Source organism: Pseudarthrobacter naphthalenicus, from assembly GCF_029076445.1.
GTDB lineage: Bacteria > Actinomycetota > Actinomycetes > Actinomycetales > Micrococcaceae > Arthrobacter > Arthrobacter naphthalenicus.
Genome location: NZ_JARESG010000002.1, coordinates 243,756 through 260,511 on the forward strand (window position 1 = coordinate 243,756; position 16,756 = coordinate 260,511).

Here is a 16,756-nt window from a genome sequence, read left to right on the forward strand (position 1 = left end):
CGGTCAGAGATTTACGCGGCTACTAGCCCTTGAAACGCGGGAACGCGCTGCGGCCGGCGTAACGTGCGGCGTCGTCGAGTTCTTCTTCGATGCGCAGCAGCTGGTTGTACTTGGCAACGCGCTCGGAGCGGGCCGGGGCACCGGTCTTGATCTGTCCCGCGTTGGTGGCAACGGAGATGTCAGCAATGGTGGTGTCCTCGGTCTCGCCGGAGCGGTGTGAGGTGATGGTGGTGTAACCGGCGCGCTGGGCCAGGGAAACGGCGTCCAGGGTCTCGGTCAGTGAACCGATCTGGTTGACCTTCACCAGCAGCGAGTTGGCCGTCCTGGTGTCGATGCCGCGCTGCAGGATGGCAGGGTTGGTGACGAAGAGGTCATCACCGACGAGCTGGACCTTGTCGCCGATGCTGTCGGTGAGGGTCTTCCAGCCGTCCCAGTCGTTTTCGTCCAGCGGGTCCTCAATCGACACCAGCGGGTAGTCGGCAACGAGCTCGGCGTAGTAAGCGCTCATCTCGGTGGCGGAGAGTGCCTTGCCCTCGAACTGGTAGGCGCCGTCCTTGAAGAACTCGGAGGAGGCGACATCCAAGGCCAGCGCGATGTCCTTGCCCGGGGTGTAGCCGGCGTTCTTGATGGCTTCCTGGATCAGGTCCAGCGCGGCGCGGTTGGAGGGGAGGTTCGGCGCGAAGCCGCCCTCGTCGCCCAGGCCGGTGGAGAGGCCCTTGGCCTGCAGCACGGACTTGAGGTTGTGGTAGACCTCAACGCCCCAGCGAAGGCCCTCGGAGAAGGTCTCCGCGCCAATGGGGACGATCATGAATTCCTGGATGTCGACGTCGGAATCCGCGTGTGAGCCACCGTTGAGGATGTTCATCAGCGGGACGGGGAGGACGTGCGCGTTGGGGCCGCCGAGGTACTTGTAGAGCGGCAGGTCCGCGGAGGCGGCGGCGGCGTTGGCCACGGCCAGGGACACGCCCAGGATGGCGTTCGCGCCGAGCTTGCTCTTGTTGGGGGTGCCGTCCAGGTCCAGCATGGCCTGGTCGATGCTGCGCTGGTCCGTGGCGTCGAAGCCGATCAGGGCGGGAGCGATCTGGTCGATGACGGCGTCAACGGCCTTCTGGACGCCCTTGCCGAGGTAACGTCCCTTGTCGCCGTCACGAAGCTCAACGGCTTCGTGTTCGCCGGTGGAGGCTCCGGAGGGAACTGCTGCACGGCCGATCTGGCCGTCGGAGAGCAGGACTTCAACTTCTACGGTCGGGTTGCCTCGGGAATCGAGGATCTCGCGGGCGTGGATGGCATCGATAAGCGCCATGGATTTGCTCCTTGGGGGCGATTTTTGGTGGGTCTAACAGCTGAAAATTGGCGGAATCACTGGGACGTCGTCGTCAGGGACTAGCGTAGTCGAGAGTGGCGGACGTTACGGAACGCCATCCGTCACCCGGACGTCATGATGGCGGGCCGAACCGCCGGCGGATTGCGCCGCGCAGGGCCCGCTCCGCGTCGAATCCCCGGGCATGCGCGGAGCCGACGACGGCCAGCAGCAGCTCCCCCAGCTCGGCTTCGGAGGTGACGTCCGGGGTTTCGGCCAGCTCACCCGCCGGAACAGGTGATCCTGCGCGGCCTGCCCGGTCGATGAACTTCTGCGCCTTGGCCAGTGCGGGCAGGGCGTCGGGGATCCCTTCGTGGGGGCCACGGCCTTCCGGCCGCTCCGAACTCTTGACTGCGTCCCATTTCCGGACGATCTCATCAACCGTGGCGGGGAAACTGTCCTGCAGGGTGCCGTCGGCCCGGAAGACGTGCGGGTTGCGCCGGACCATCTTGGCAGTGAGTCCGCGCGCGACGTCGTCGAACGTAAAAGAGCCGCGCTCCTCGGCGAGCCGGGCGTGCAGCACCACCTGCAGCAGCACGTCCCCCAGCTCCCCGCGGAGCTCGGCGTCATCGGCGCCGGTTTCAATGGTCTCGGCAACTTCGAAGGCTTCCTCCAGGAGATACTCCACCAAGGAGGCATGCGTCAGGGCTGCCATCCACGGGCAGTGCTCCCGCAGTTCGGCTATCACCCTGACCAGGCGTTCGACGGGAAGCTGGTCAGCCAAGGTTGGCGTAGGTGTCGTTGATGTACTCCACCAGCGCTTCCTTCTCCTCCAGCGGCAGGAATGATGCCTCCGCGGCGTTCAGGGTCAGCTCCAGCAGGTCATCGAGGTCGTAGTCGAAAGTCTCAACAAGGAGCTCGAACTCGTCGGTCAGCGTGACACCGCTCATCAGCCGGTTGTCGGTGTTGATGGTGACGTTGAAGCCCAGCTGGTAGAGCATGTCCAGCGGATGGCTCTCGATGCCCTCACCGAAACCGGCGATCGCACCGGTCTGGAGGTTCGAGGAAGGGCAGATCTCCAGGGCGATCCCGCGGTCCCGGATCCAGCTGGAGAGGTCGCCCAGGGTGACCAGGCCAATGCTGTCCTCCCCGCCGTCGGCCTCGGCGTCGTCTTCGTCGTCAAACTCCACCATGATGTCCTCAGCGATGCGGACGCCATGGCCCAGGCGCAGGGCCCGGCCGTCCACCAGGGCGGACTGGATGCTTTCGAGTCCGGCGGCTTCGCCGGCGTGCACGGTAGCGGGGAAGTTGTTCTGGGCCAGGTAGGTGAACGCCTCCTTGAACCGGGACGGCAGGAAGCCGTCCTCGGCACCGGCGATGTCAAAGCCCACGGCGCCCTTGTTGCGGTGGCGCACGGCCAGTTCGGCGATTTCCTGCCCGCGGTCGGCATGGCGCATGGCGGTGATGAGCTGGCCCACCTGGATTTCGCGGCCGGTTTCCGCCACGGCGTCCACGCCGGCTTCGAGGCCTTCCTGCACTGCTTCGACGGCCTCGTCAAGGGAGAGGCCCTGCTGGAGGTGCTGCTCCGGTGCCCAGCGCACTTCGCCGTACACCACGCCGTCGTCCGCGAGGTCCTCCACGAATTCCTTGGCCACCCGGAACAGGCCTTCCTTGGTCTGCATCACGGCGACCGTGTGGTCGAAGGTCTCCAGGTACCGGACCAGCGAGCCGGAGTCGGCTGATTCACGGAACCATTGGCCCAGGGCCACAGGATCGGTGGACGGGAGCGTGTGGCCGACAGCCTGCGCCAGTTCGATGATGGTGGCAGGGCGGAGACCACCGTCCAGGTGGTCGTGAAGGGAAACCTTCGGCAGGCTCTTCAGGTCGAAATCGATGGCAGGGGCAGCGTCAACAATGGGCTCAGTCACCTTCCAACCTTAGGGTCGGCAGGCAGCTTATGCCAGCCGCTACTTTCCGTGCTCGGCCTCGGCCGATGCGGGGGCCAGCAGCGGGGCAGCTCCGGTGTGCGGGGGCAGGGTCCCGTCCGGGCCGCCGTCGAGCCATTCGTCCACGGTTTTAGCATCCTTGCTGGCCAGGTGGTTATGCCACCACCGCAGCAGGTGGTCGATGAGGACGCCCAGCACGATCGCGAACACCACGGCGATGCCGGCGCTGAGCAGCGGGTTGTGGTGGAGCCAGGGGAAGGAACTGGCCAGCAGGCCGATGCCGATGGAATAACCCACCCAGGTGAGGCAGGCAAAAGCATCCAGCAGGAAGAAGCGGCGGTGCCCGAATCCTGTGCTGCCGGCAACGTAGTTCACTGCCACGCGGCCCCACGGGATGTAGCGGGCGGTGAAAATCAGGACGGCGCCGCGTTTGTCGAGTTCATAGCGGGCCCAGCCGAACGCTTTCTGGATTTTGGGCCGGCGCATCCACTTCCAGCGTTCGAGGCCGATCCTCCGGCCGAGCATAAAGGCCATATTGTCGCCGGCCATGGCGCCAACCAGCGCGGTAGCACCCAAAATCCACATGTTGGGTTCGCCGCTGTGCCTGGAAAACGCTGCAAGCGCCACGATCAGGGTCTCGCTGGGGACCACCATGGCGAAGCCGTCGACAAAGAAAAACACGAGCAGGACGGGGTAGATCCACCACTGGCCCGCCGCATGGAGCACGGCTTCATTTATAAACTCCACGCGGGTGTTGCTCCTAGACGAAAAAATGCTGCAGCTGGACGTGAGATATATCGCTCTTTAGTGTCCCATGGCCGGGATGCCCTCCGCTACGCCCGCACCCGGTCATTCCTGCACGTCGGGGTCCTTCAGGCGCTCCACCACCGGAACCTTGCCGCGGATGCGGTTGATGACCAGGTCCACAACTATTCCCAGGCCCACGGCGCACACAATGGCGATGACCGCGCCGAGGAAATGGTTGCTCTCGAACCACTGGCCAAAGAACAGGCCGATCCCTACCGAGTAGGACGCCCAGAGGGTTGCCGAAAGGACAGTCAGGCCGACGAACCGGAGATGCGGGTAGTGCGTCACGCCGGCGGTCAGATTCACCGCCACCCGGCCGATCGGGATAAACCGCGCCACAAGGACCAGAGATGCCGGCCGTTTCCTGAGCTCCGTACCGGCCCACCGGAACGCGCTTTGCATCCGGGGCCCTCGCTGCCACCTCCACCGGGCTGTGCCCGCCCGCCGTCCGATGAGGTAGGCGATGTTGTCGCCCGCGAAGGCGCCCAGGGCCGCCATGGCCATCAGCAGCCACGGGTTGGGAACGTCGGCGGTGGCTGCCACGGCAGCGAGGCCCACCACCACCGATTCGCTGGGGATCGGCGGGAAGAAGCCGTCAATGAGGCAGCATGCCAAAACGAGGAGCAGCACCCAGGGCTGCCCGGCGGCAGCGAGGATAAAGTCATTGATGGCCTGCATTTTCTCTATGCTATTCGGTCGATGATCAGCCGTTGTGCCGGGCGGGACCCTTCAGGGGCGATGGTGACCGCATGTTCAAGGGATTCCTTGGCGCGCGCAAACTTTTCCGGAGTATCGGTGAGCAACGTCAGGAGCGGTTCACCGGCCCGGACCTGCGCGCCGGGCTTCGCGTGCATGCGGATCCCGGCCCCTGCCTGTACCGCGTCCTCCTTACGGGCGCGGCCTGCGCCGAGGCGCCACGCGGCCACGCCGACGGCGAGGGCATCGAGTTCCACAAGGACTCCGTCGGCCGGCGCATAGATGACCTCGGATTCCCTGGCTACCGGCAGCTTGGCCCTCGGGTCACCTCCCTGCGCCTCAATCATCCTGTTCCAGACGTCCATGGCCCGGCCGTCCTTCAAGGCGGCGCGGGGATCGGCATCGCGGACGCCGGCGCATGCCAGCATTTCCTCGGCCAGCCGGACCGTCAGCTCCACCACGTCCTCCGGGCCGCCGCCGGCCAGGACTTCCACGGATTCCTCGACCTCGATCGCGTTGCCGGCCGTCAGCCCGAGCGGCGTGCTCATGTTGGTCAGCAGCGCCACGGTGTTGACGCCCGCGTCCTTACCCAGCGCCACCATGGTTTCCGCCAGCTCCCGCGCCCGTGCCTCGTCCTTCATGAAGGCCCCGCTGCCCACTTTGACGTCGAGGACCAGTGAGCCCGTCCCCTCGGCGATCTTTTTGCTCATGATCGAGGAGGCAATCAGCGGGATGGCTTCCACCGTGCCCGTGACATCGCGCAGGGCATAGAGCTTTTTATCTGCCGGCGCCAGTCCGGCTCCCGCCGCGCAGATCACGGCGCCCACGTCCTGCAGCTGAGCCATCATTTCGTCGTTGCTCAGCTCGGCGCGCCAGCCCGGAATTGATTCCAGCTTGTCCAGGGTGCCGCCGGTGTGGCCGAGTCCGCGGCCGGACAGTTGCGGGACGGCTACGCCGAACACGGCGACCAGCGGGGCCAGCGGGAGGGTGATCTTGTCCCCGACTCCCCCGGTGGAATGCTTGTCGCTGGTAACCTTCGTGCCGCCGTCGGGCCGCCGGAGGCCGCTGAAGTCCATCCGCTCCCCGGAGGCGATCATGGCGGCAGTCCAGCGGGAAATCTCTGCGCGGTCCATGCCGTTGAGCAGGATGGCCATGTTCAGCGCGGCCATCTGCTCCTCCGCAATGGCTCCGCGGGTATAGGCATCGATGGTCCAGTCGATCTGCTCCGGGCTGAGGACCCCGCGGTCCCGCTTGGTACGGATAATGTCGACGGCGTCGAACGCTTCAGTTACCTGTGTCACCGGAGTCCTCCAGATGTTGGGGACCAAATGCGTCGGGCAGCACCTGGTCCATCGTCTTGATGCCTTGGGTGGTCATGAGTTCCATGGCCGGAGCCCGGAACTCGTAAAGCAGCTGCCGGCAGCGGCCGCACGGCATCAGCACGTTGCCGGCGGCGTCCACGCAGTAGAAGGCGCGCAGCTGGCCGCCGCCGGTCATCTGCAGGTTTCCCACCAGGACGCATTCCGCGCAAAGCGTCAGCCCGTAGCTGGCGTTCTCCACGTTGCAGCCGCTGATCAGCCTTCCGTCGGCGGTGAGGGCGGCTGCCCCGACCGGATATTTCGAATAGGGGGCATAAGCGTTCTCCATGGCCCGCGTTGCCTCTGCCCTGAGCAAATCCCAGTCGATGATGCCGGCTTCCATCGCCGTCATCCCTTGACGTAGGGGATGCCGCTGGCCGCCGGCGGCCGTGACCGGCCAACGAGCCCGGCAACGGCGAGCACGGTGACCAGGTACGGCAGCATGGCCATGAACTGGCTGGGCACCGGGGTTCCGATGATGGTCACGATGCTCTGCAGGTTGTCCGCGAAACCGAACAGCAGGGCGGCGAAGAACGCACCGATGGGGTTCCACCGGCCAAAGATCAGGGCGGCCAGGGCGATGAAGCCTCGGCCGCCGGAGATCTCTTTGGTGAAGCTGTCGATCGCCACGAGGGTGAAGAAGGACCCGCCGATGCCCGCGATGGCACCTCCCAGGGTCACGTTCCAGAAGCGCGTGGCGTTGACCTTGATGCCCATGGTGTCCGCGGCCTGGGGATGTTCCCCGACGGCGCGGACGCGCAGGCCCCACTTGGTCTTGAACAGCCCCACCCAGACCACGATGACGGCGACGTACATGAGGTACCCCACCACGGACTGCTTGAACAGGATGGGGCCGAGGATGGGAATGCTGGAGAGGACCGGGATCTCGACAATGTCCAGGCCGGGCGGGGAGTTGAACCTGGCTTTGTTCTCCTGCATAACGGTGCTGAACAGGAAGCCGGTCACGCCCGAAACCAGGACGTTGAGCACCACACCCACAATGATCTGGTTGACCAGGTACTTGATGCTGAATACTGCCAGCACCATGGATACTGCCGCGCCGGCGACGGCGGCCGCCAGCAGGCCCACGAACGGGTTTTGGGTAACGCTGGCCACGATGGCCGCCGTGAACGCACCGCCGAGGAGCTGACCCTCGATGGCGATGTTAACCACGCCCACGCGCTCACACAGCACGCCGGACAGTGAGCCGAAAACGAGCGGAACGGCCAGCGTCACCGAACCGGCGATGAGCCCGGCCAGCGAGATGCTGGGGGTTCGTGCTCCGCCCACAACCCAGATCAGGAAGGCGGCCACAAACAGCACGGTGAAGGTGATGGTGAGCCAGGCCGGGGTTGGCCGGTTCCTGGTTTTGAGGTAGATGGCATACGCCGCCAGCCCCAGCATCAGGACTGAGAGCACGATGCCGCCCGCCATGGCAGGGATTTCGAGGGCTGGTAGCTGGAAGAAATCGCTGCCGGTGGATATGCCGAACTTGGCCGTCTGCCCAGAACCCATCAGCCCGAAGAATATGAAGGCCACCAGGGCCAGTCCGGAGAGCACCACAGGGGTCTTCCAGATCACCGGTTTCCCGGACGTTTCCGGTGCCTCGCCTGCGCGGGGCGCTGTGCCGGGGGTTCCCTTTCCCGGCAGGGGCGATGTTGCTGTTGCGCTCATGCTGCGCCTCCGGTGGTTGCTGCCTGCTGGGATTTGCCGGCCTTGACCGGCTTCTTGCGGCGGGGGTTGAGCCCGAAGATGGCCCGCACCAGGGGCGGGGCCGCAATGAAGAGGACAATCAGCGACTGAACCACCAGGACAATGTCGATGGGGGTTCCCGTCTGGATCTGCATCTGCACGGCGCCGGCGCGGAAGGCGCCGAACAGCAGGCCGGCGGCGAAGGTACCCCACGGCGTCGAACGTCCCAGCAGTGCCACCGTAATGGCGTCGAAGCCATACGTCGCCGCGACCCCGTCGGTCAGGACCTTTTCCGTGCCGGCCACCTGGGCGACGCCGGACATGCCGGCCAGGGCGCCGGCGATGGCCATCACCAGGATGGTGGAGCGGGAGACGTTGATCCCGGCGGTCAGGGCGGCCTTGGGGTTGGCCCCCACGGCCCGGAATTCAAAGCCGACCGTGGAGCGGTTCAGGAGCCACCACACCAGGACGGTGGCCGCGATGGCCAGCAGAAAGCCCAGGTGCAGGCGGTACTGCGAGCCAAAGATCTGCGGGTAGACGGCAGTGGGGTCCAGGATGGGCGAGATGGGGTTGGACTCCCCCGGGCGCTGGAACGCCGGAGTGTTCAGCAGGTATCGCAGGAAGTACAGGGCGATGTAGTTGAACATGATGGTCAGGATGACTTCGTGGGCCCCTGTCCGGGCCTTGAGCAGGCCCACCAGCCCGCCCCAGAGCGCGCCGCCCACAATGCCTGCCACCAGGACCAGCAGGAGGTGCAGGCCCAGGGGAAGGTGCAGGGCAAAACCGACCCAGGCGGCGAGGATGCCGGCCATGATGATCTGGCCCTGGGCACCAATGTTGAACAGGCCTGCCCGGAACGCCAGGGCAACGCCCAGGCCCGCGGTGATGAGCGGCGTGGCGATGGTGAGGGTTTCCATCAGCGGCGCGAACTGCACGGCCAGGCCCGAACCCCTGGGGTTGAAGACCGAGCCCTGGAACAGCGCGATATAGGACCGGGTGGCGGCGTTCCAGACGGCAGCGAGGAAGTCGGTGGGGCGGGCGAACAGGTATCCCGAGGTGGTGGCCACCCGCTCGTCCGTGGCGGCAATCAGCAGGCCGCCCAGGATGAGCGCCAGCAACACCGCAAGGACCGAGACCACACCGCTGCCGGTGAAAATCTTTCGGAGCACGGTGTCCGGGGCGCCGGGCAGTTTTCCGCTTTGGGCGGTGGCAGGCACTGCCGAGGGGCTGATGGCGCCGCCGGCAGTATCCACGGCCACGACGGCGGCAGTTTCTTCGGCCGCCGCGCTTTTTTCGTGGGTCCTGGGGTGCTGGTCGACGTGTCTGGGGGTGTCCTCGTCAGGCACGGTGGCCTCCTTCGGGGCTGGAGGTTGCGCGGCCTTCGGCGGCTGCGGCGTCTGTGTGGGCAGGCTGGGCGGGGTGCGCGGTGTCAACACCGTGACCGGTGGCGGCTGCGTCCTCCTGCGGGATGCCGGCCATCATCAGCCCCAGGACGTCGCGGCCGGTTCCGGCGGGGACGATGCCCACGAGCTTTCCCTTGTAGATCACGGCGATGCGGTCGGCGAGTTCCATGACCTCATCGAGTTCGGTGGAAATGATCATCACCGGCGTGCCCTGATCGCGTTCGGCAACAATCCGCTTGTGCAGGAACTCGATGGAGCCGACGTCCACACCGCGGGTAGGTTGCGAGGCGATGAAGAGGCGCAGCGGCCGGGACAGTTCCCGTGCCATGACCACCTTCTGCTGGTTGCCGCCGGACAGGGTGCCGGCCGCCAGCAGACCTGAGGGAGTCCGGACATCGAACTCGTCGATCCGGGATTTTGCGTTTTCGAGGACCTTCGCCGGGCTCATGCTGATGCCCTTGGCAAACGGCGGCTGATCGTAACGGTCAAGCACCAGGTTCTCGGCGATGGAGAACGTGCCGATCAGGCCGTCAACGGACCGGTCCTCGGGTACGAAGCCGACGCCGGCGTTGAGGACGTCCTTCACGCTGCGGCCAACCAGCTCCACGTTGTCCAGGAGGATGGAGCCGTGCACCCGGTCCTGCAGTCCGAGGATGGCCTCGGTAAGTTCCGTCTGGCCGTTGCCCTGGACTCCCGCGATGGCCAGGATCTCCCCGCGGGCAATGTCGAAGCTGATGCCGTCCACCGTGTGCTGCCCGTTCGGAGCGATGACGGTGAGGTCCTTGACCTTGAAAGTCTTTTCCAGGGGCTTGGCCGGGGCCTTGTCGAGTGTCAGGTTGACCGCGCGGCCCACCATCATCGAGGCCAGGGCCGTCGTGGAATCGCCGGGATTGGCTGTGCCCACCACTTTGCCGCGCCGGATCACGGTAATGGTGTCCGAGACCGCCTTCACTTCCCGCAGCTTGTGCGAGATGAACACGATGGAGGTGCCGTGGGACTTGAGCTGGCGCATGATGTCCAGCAGTTCGTCGGTTTCCTGGGGTGTCAGCACGGCGGTGGGTTCATCCAGGATCAGCACTTTCGCGTCCCGAACCAGCGCCTTGATGATCTCCACGCGCTGTTGGACTCCCACCGGGAGGTCCTCCACAAGCGCGTCCGGGTCCACGTCGAAGCCGTAGCGGTCCGAGATTTCCTGGATTTTGCGGCGGGTGTCGTCCAGGTTGAGGAAGCCGCCTGCTTTGGTGCTTTCGGCGCCCAGGGCCACATTCTCCGCAACGGTGAACACGGGCACCAGCATGAAGTGCTGGTGCACCATGCCGATCCCGGCGGCCATGGCGTCGCCGGGGCCGCGGAAGGAAACGGGTTTGTCATCAACGAGGATCTCGCCCTCGGTGGGCTCGTAGAGCCCGTACAGCACATTCATCAGGGTGGATTTGCCGGCCCCGTTCTCGCCCAGCAGACAATGGATCTGACCGGGTTCAACCACCACATCGATGTGATCGTTGGCGAGCAGGGAGCCGAATCGTTTGGTGATCCCTCTGAGTTCAAGTTTCAAAACTCTGACCAATCTCGAAGCGTCCGTAACCGTACCGGACGGGATTTGGGACTGCAGCACCAGCCTAGTGCCTGCAGTCCCGGGTGGGCTGTTGCGCGCGGGGAGGCTTCCAACGAAAAGCGCCACCGCCCGGCCAGTCGATGACCATCCGGGAGGTGGCGCTTAGCGAGGGAGGTTATACCTTCGGGCTCGCCGCAGACTCGACCTTCAGCTTGCCGGCCACGATGTCCTTCTTGATCTGGTCCAGTTCGGACTTCAGATCGGCCGGCACCTGTGAATCAAAGCTGTGGAACGGAGCCAGCTGGACGCCGTCGTTAGCCAGCGTGCCAACGTACGGCGTGTTGCTGAACTTGCCGTCCTTGTCTTCCTTCACCACGGTCTCCACTGCCTCGCCCATTTGCTTCATGACCGAGGACAGCATGATGTCCTTGTAGTCCGGAGCCGTGAGGAAGCCGTCGGAGTCGACCCAGATGAGCTTGACGTCCTTGCCGGCGGCCTTGGCCTCGTTCAGTGCCGCGCCTGCACCCTTGCCCACCGGGCCGGCCACGGGCATCACGATGTCCGCGCCCTGGTCCAGGAAGTTCTGGGTGAGCTGCTTGCCGACGTCCTGCTTTTCGAAGTCGCCCGTAAAGCTGCCGTCCTGTGCCGCCTTGTCCCAGCCCAGGACCTTGACGTTCTTGCCCTTTTTCTCGTTGTAGTACTTCACGCCGTCCGCGTAGCCGTCCATGAAGATGGTGACGGTCGGGATCTTGATGCCGCCGAAGGTGGCCACGGTTCCGGTCTTGGTGGAACCGGCGGCCAGGTAGCCGGCCATGAACGCGGCCTGGGCCGTGTCATAGATGATCGGCTTGACGTTGCTGATCGGATCAGCGTAGCCAAAGTCGATGATCGCGAAGTGGCTCTTGGGGTTGGCGGTGGCCTGGGCCTTGGTGGCGTCACCGAGGAGGAAGCCCACCGTGATGGTGAGGTTGCAGCCCGCGGTGACCATTGCGCGCAGGTTGGGCTCGAAGTCGTTGTTCGTCTTCGATTCCACCTGGTTGACCTTGATGCCCAGGTCCTTCTCGGTCTTCTTCAGCCCCTCGTAGGAGGACTGGTTGAAGGACTGGTCATCGAATCCGCCGGAGTCGGAGACGATGCAGCCGGTGTAATCAGCTGCCGCGTTTGACGCGGTGCTTCCGCTCTCAGGTGCGGCGCCACAGCCGGTCAGCAGGAGTGCCGCGGCACCCACTGAGGCCACGCCGGCCGTCGAGCCGCGCTTGAACTTGGTGCGCAGTGTGTTCTTCAAATTTCCTCCAGGAGAGAGTGGCGCTACGACTCGAATTCAATGAGTGTCCGTTTCTACACTGAAATTCTGTTGTCACTGATGGCTTCGCAGCACTGCGCCGAGGCGCACTGATACAAGCAACAGTAGTGGCCTGAAGCACACCGGCTACCACATCCCGCGCGGATCCCGAAGATCGTTGAGAATTTGTTACCAACGGGTAGAACACACCGCGCCACTACTCAGAGGCGGACCAGCATCTTGCCCGTGTTGGCGCCCTCCAGCAGATCCATGAAGGCTTGCGGCGCGTTCTCCAGCCCGTCCACCACGGTCTCGTCGTACCGGACGGTGCCGTCCGCAAGCCAGGCCGCCATCTTCTCGAAGAACTCCGCGCGGTGCTGGCGCTGCCCGCCCACCAGGAAGCCGCGAAGAGTGAGCTGCTTGCCGATGGCGAGCGCAAGGTTCCGGGGAGCCGGTGTGGCGTCGGTTGAGTTGTACTGAGCGATGGCCCCGCACATGGCTACGCGTCCGCCCACATTGAGTTCCGCCAGGGCTGCTTCGAGGTGGTCACCGCCGACGTTGTCGAAGTACACGTCGATCCCCTTGCCGCCGGTAGCTGCCTTGAGCTGGTCACGGACAGGCGCGTCCCGGTAGTTAAAGGCGGCGTCGAACCCCAGCTCGAGGAGCCGCGCCACTTTTTCGGGCGTTCCGGCGCTTCCGATAACGCGCGAGGCGCCCATGGCCTTCGCGATCTGGCCCACCAGGGAACCCACGGCCCCGGCGGCGCCTGACACGAAAACAGCATCGCCGGGTTTGAATTCAGCAACCTTGAGCAGGCCGGCATACGCGGTCAGGCCGGTCATGCCCAACGCGCCAAGAAAGGCCGACGCCGGAGCCAGGTCCGTGCGGGCAACCGACGTTGCGTCGGTGTCCAGGACAGCGTATTCGCGCCAGCCCAGCTGGTGCACCACTACGTCCCCGACCTTCCGTGCCTCGGAGCCGGACGCGATCACCTCGCCGACCGCGCCGCCGTCGAGCGCTGCATCCAGAGCGAACGGCGCCGAGTACGATTTCACATCATTCATGCGGCCGCGCATGTAGGGGTCCACGGAGATAAAGAGGTTGCGGACCAGGATCTGGCCGTCCCGGAGTTCGGGCAGCGGCGACTCGGCGAGCCGGAAGTTCTCCGGAACCGGGCGCCCGACCGGACGCGATGCGAGCCGGATTTCGCGGGTGGACGTGGGAAGGGATGTAGCAGCGCTCATGCGGCGAACTCCAGGATTTTGATGTCTACGGTCATGTTGCCGCGAGTGGCGTTGGAGTAAGGGCAGATCTGGTGCGCCTTGGCCACCAGGGCCTCGGCGGTGGCCAGGTCCAGGGCGGGAACGGCGATTTCCAGCTCCGCCGCGAGGCCGTACCCCGCGCCGCCGTCCAATGCGCCAAAGTGGATCTTGGCCGCCACGGCCGAGTCCGTCAGGTCTGCGCCCTCCTTGCGGCCCACCAGGCGGAGCGCGGAGTGGAAGCAGGCGGCGTAGCCGGCTGCGAAGAGCTGCTCCGGGTTGGTGCCCTGGCCGTTGCCGCCCAGCTCCACCGGGCTGGCCAGGCTGACATCCAGCTTCCCGTCATTGGTGCGTGCGTTGCCGTCACGGCCTTCGCCGGAAGCCAGGGCCTCGGCAGTGTAAAGGGTTTTCATGTGGTCCGTCCTGTTGGTTGTGGATAACGGAAAATCTTGGGGGGTCAGTGGATGGTGCGCTCAGCGGGAGCTGTGCAGGGCGTCCGTGAGCCGTTCGAGGGTGCTCCGCAGCTGCTCCAGCTCCACCGCCGACAGCCCGGCGGCCTCGGCGAGCCGCTGGGGAATCGCGTTGGCTTTGCCGCTCAAGGCCCGGCCGGCCGGCGTCAGGTGGACCTCAACGCGGCGCTCATCCTCCGCGGACCGGCGCCGCTCCACCAGCTCCATCGCCTCGAGGCGTTTGAGCAGGGGGGACAGCGTGCCGGAGTCCAGGCCGAGGTCCACGCCAAGCTCTTTGACGCCCTTCGGTTCCGCCTCCCACAGCACCAGCATGACCAGATATTGCGGATAGGTCAGGCCGAGGTCTTCCAGCAGCGGCCGGTAGACGGCGGTGGCAGCGCGGGAGGCGGAGTAGAGGGCGAAGCAGACCTGATGGTCGAGGCGGGGGGCATCATTCACAACCACAACGATAGGGCACAATTCAATTGTGCACAACCTACCTGTGTTCCTTTGTTCCGTTTAAATGCCGAACGGACATCTGCTGCGCCCTGTATGGGTGCGGCAGGTGTCCGTCCGGAGCGGATTGTGGGGTGTATCAGAGGTCGCGGATGGTCCGGAGTGCCGCGGCCGTGAGGACCTGGACGCCGAGGCCCAGGGCCCGTTCATCCACGATGTAGTCCCCCCGGTGCAGGTCGTATTCCTCGCCGCCGGGAGTCTTGGTGCCGAGACGCACCATGGCGCCGGGAAGTTCGGCGAGGAACCAGGCGAAGTCCTCGCCGCCCATGGACTGCGGCGTCAGTGTCACGGCGCTTTCACCGAGTTCGGCGCGGGCGGCCGCCTCAATCAGGGCTGTTTCATGCTCGGAGTTGACCACAGGCGGCACTCCCCTGGTGTGTTCCAGGTGCACGTCCACACCGTAGGGCGCGGCCACCTGCTGCACCACTTCGTCCAGGAGCTCACCGGCGTCGTGCCAGGCGTCACGGTCGAGGCAGCGCATGGTGCCGGCCATGTAACCCGTGCCGGGAATGGCGTTGGGTGCGGATCCGGCGCTGATCTGGCCCCACACCACGGACACCCCGCTGCGGACATCCACCCGGCGGGACAGCACGGCCGGAACGTTGACGGCGATCTGGGCGAGGGCGAACACCAGGTCCTCGGTGAGGTGCGGCCGCGATGTGTGGCCGCCGCGGCCGCTCAGTTCGATCTTGATGGTGTCTGAGGCGGACGTAATGGCGCCAATGCGCGTACCGATGCGTCCGACGTCGATCCTTGGGTCGCAGTGCAGCGCGAAAATGCGCGGCACACCGTCCAGAACGCCCTGCTCGATGCAGGAGAGCGCGCCGCCGGGCATGGTCTCTTCAGCCGGCTGGAAGATCACGCGGACCGTGCCGCCCAGCGGCGATTCCAGGTGCATGCTCTGTAGAACCAGGGCGACGCCGAGCATGGTTGCGGTGTGGACGTCGTGACCACAGGCATGCGTGACGCCGTGGTTCCTCGAGGCAAAGGGCAGGCCGGTTTCCTCGATGATCGGCAGGGCGTCAATATCGCCGCGGAGGGCGGTGGCAATCGGCCCCTCGCCGATGTCCACGGTGAGGCCGGTGCCCTCCAGCCGCCGCGGCGTAAGGCCGGCCGCTTCGAGGCGCTCAGCCAGTTTGTCCGTGGTGCGGAATTCCTTGAAGGAGAGCTCCGGGTGCGCGTGGAGGTCCCTGCGGAAATCGATCAGTTCCGGCAGGAGCGGCTCCAGCCACGGCCGCACTAATGTGGTGGGCTCGGCTTCAGTAGTGTAATTACGCACCCATTTACTCTAGCGAGCGTCCGGGGAATAGCGTCATCAGGGTTGCAGAGTTACAGAACGTCGGTATCGCCGCTTGCCTTGAGCGCGTCAACGGCTCCCTTGACCCGCTGGGCGTGTTCCTTGGTGGTCACCAAAAGGGCATCGCCAGTGTCCACGATGACCACGTCTTTGATGCCGATCAGGGCGATCACCCGCTTCGTGTCGGAAACCACCACGCCGCTGGCGTTCTCCGTAAAGACGCGGGCGCCCTCACCGATGACCGTGACGTCGTCCACTTCGCGCGCGCTGTTGAGCCTGCCCACCGAAGCAAAATCCCCGACGTCGTCCCAGCCGAAAGTGCCCGGCACCACGGCGACGTCGCCGGCGGCCGCAGCCGGTTCAGCCACGGCGTAGTCGATGGCAATCTTGGGCAGGGTAGGCCAGACGCGGGCGGTCACGGCGTCACGGTCCGGAGTGTCCCAGGCCTGGGCAATCTCCAGCAAACCCTTGAACAGCTCGGGCTGGTTGGCCTCAAGGTGCTTGAGCATCAACGCCACCGGCGCCACGAACATGCCGGCGTTCCAGACGTACTCGCCGCTGTCCACGTACTGCTGGGCAACGTCCTCGTCCGGCTTCTCCACGAACTCCACCACGGCCTGCGCGCTGGGTGCACCTTCGATGTGGAGCTCCTGCCCCGCACGGATGTAGCCAAAGCCGGTGGACGGGTGCGTGGGTTTAATGCCGATGGTCACGATCTTGCCGGCAGCCGCCGTATAAATAGCCTCGCGCACCGCCGCCTGGAAGAGGTTGTCCGGGCTGATCACCTGATCCGCGGCGAACGAACCCATGATGGTATCCGGATCGCGTTCGTGCAGGATGGCGGCGGCCAGCCCGATCGCGGCGCCGGAATCCTTGGGCTCGCTCTCAAGCACCAGGTCGGCGTCCTGCACCTCAGGCAGCTGGCGGCACACGGCGGCCCGGTGCGCGGTGCCGGTGACCACCAGGACCCGCCGGCCCGCGAGGGGCTCCAGCCGGTCATACGTGGCACGCAGCAACGTGCTGCCCGAACCGGTGAGATCGTGAAGGAACTTGGGAGCTGCTGCACGTGACAGGGGCCAGAGGCGGGTCCCCACTCCGCCTGCCGGAATCACCGCGATAAAACGGTCAAGGGGTGATGCCGGGCTTGTCACTTGGTCTGTACTCATCAACGCCTACTTTAGCCGACCGGCCTCCCG

General features: G+C 65.5%; 16 protein-coding genes. All 16 read right to left on the minus strand.

The window, feature by feature from the left end:
* Positions 1–22: 22 nt before the first annotated feature.
* Positions 23–1,303, minus strand: a complete 1,281-nt coding sequence (gene eno, locus PY310_RS03120) for a phosphopyruvate hydratase (RefSeq protein ID WP_275212694.1) — start codon at positions 1,301–1,303, stop codon at positions 23–25.
* Between the two features lie 133 nt (positions 1,304–1,436).
* Positions 1,437–2,015: a MazG nucleotide pyrophosphohydrolase domain-containing protein gene (locus PY310_RS03125; protein WP_275212818.1), complete on the minus strand. Its 579-nt coding sequence runs from the start codon at positions 2,013–2,015 to the stop codon at positions 1,437–1,439.
* Positions 2,016–2,076: 61 nt separating this feature from the next.
* Complete coding sequence (locus PY310_RS03130) at positions 2,077–3,228, minus strand: adenosine deaminase (RefSeq protein WP_275212695.1); 1,152 nt, start codon at positions 3,226–3,228, stop codon at positions 2,077–2,079.
* Positions 3,229–3,267: 39 nt separating this feature from the next.
* Positions 3,268–3,993 carry a DedA family protein gene (locus tag PY310_RS03135; RefSeq protein ID WP_275212696.1) on the minus strand — a complete coding sequence of 242 codons (726 nt, stop codon included), beginning with the start codon at positions 3,991–3,993 and terminating at the stop codon, positions 3,268–3,270.
* Between the two features lie 102 nt (positions 3,994–4,095).
* On the minus strand, positions 4,096–4,731 hold the full coding sequence (locus PY310_RS03140; protein ID WP_275212697.1) for a DedA family protein: 636 nt from the start codon (positions 4,729–4,731) through the stop codon (positions 4,096–4,098).
* A 5-nt stretch (positions 4,732–4,736) separates the two neighbouring features.
* Positions 4,737–6,050: a thymidine phosphorylase gene (locus tag PY310_RS03145; RefSeq protein ID WP_275212699.1), complete on the minus strand. Its 1,314-nt coding sequence runs from the start codon at positions 6,048–6,050 to the stop codon at positions 4,737–4,739.
* A complete protein-coding gene (locus PY310_RS03150) occupies positions 6,034–6,450 on the minus strand; it encodes a cytidine deaminase (protein WP_275212700.1) in 417 nt (138 codons plus the stop codon). Before PY310_RS03150 ends, PY310_RS03145 begins: the two co-directional genes overlap by 17 nt.
* 5 nt (positions 6,451–6,455) lie before the next feature.
* Entirely contained in the window at positions 6,456–7,781 is a 1,326-nt protein-coding gene (locus PY310_RS03155) for an ABC transporter permease (protein ID WP_275212701.1), read from the minus strand.
* Positions 7,778–9,145: an ABC transporter permease gene (locus PY310_RS03160; RefSeq protein ID WP_414004266.1), complete on the minus strand. Its 1,368-nt coding sequence runs from the start codon at positions 9,143–9,145 to the stop codon at positions 7,778–7,780. The genes PY310_RS03155 and PY310_RS03160 overlap by 4 nt, the downstream gene beginning before the upstream one ends.
* Entirely contained in the window at positions 9,138–10,757 is a 1,620-nt protein-coding gene (locus PY310_RS03165; RefSeq protein WP_275212702.1) for an ABC transporter ATP-binding protein, read from the minus strand. The genes PY310_RS03160 and PY310_RS03165 overlap by 8 nt, the downstream gene beginning before the upstream one ends.
* A 175-nt stretch (positions 10,758–10,932) precedes the next feature.
* A complete protein-coding gene (locus PY310_RS03170) occupies positions 10,933–12,042 on the minus strand; it encodes a BMP family lipoprotein (RefSeq protein ID WP_275212703.1) in 1,110 nt (369 codons plus the stop codon).
* A gap of 218 nt (positions 12,043–12,260) precedes the next feature.
* Positions 12,261–13,283 (minus strand): NADP-dependent oxidoreductase, encoded by a 1,023-nt coding sequence (locus PY310_RS03175; protein WP_275212704.1) that lies wholly within the window; start codon positions 13,281–13,283, stop codon positions 12,261–12,263.
* Positions 13,280–13,711, minus strand: a complete 432-nt coding sequence (locus PY310_RS03180; RefSeq protein ID WP_275212705.1) for an organic hydroperoxide resistance protein — start codon at positions 13,709–13,711, stop codon at positions 13,280–13,282. The genes PY310_RS03175 and PY310_RS03180 overlap by 4 nt, the downstream gene beginning before the upstream one ends.
* Positions 13,712–13,771: 60 nt before the next feature.
* A complete protein-coding gene (locus PY310_RS03185) occupies positions 13,772–14,206 on the minus strand; it encodes a MarR family winged helix-turn-helix transcriptional regulator (RefSeq protein ID WP_275212706.1) in 435 nt (144 codons plus the stop codon).
* A 136-nt stretch (positions 14,207–14,342) separates the two neighbouring features.
* Positions 14,343–15,542 carry an amidohydrolase gene (locus PY310_RS03190; protein WP_275212708.1) on the minus strand — a complete coding sequence of 400 codons (1,200 nt, stop codon included), beginning with the start codon at positions 15,540–15,542 and terminating at the stop codon, positions 14,343–14,345.
* 50 nt (positions 15,543–15,592) lie between these two features.
* Positions 15,593–16,726 carry a mannose-1-phosphate guanylyltransferase gene (locus PY310_RS03195; protein WP_275212710.1) on the minus strand — a complete coding sequence of 378 codons (1,134 nt, stop codon included), beginning with the start codon at positions 16,724–16,726 and terminating at the stop codon, positions 15,593–15,595.
* Between the last annotated feature and the right edge of the window lie 30 nt (positions 16,727–16,756).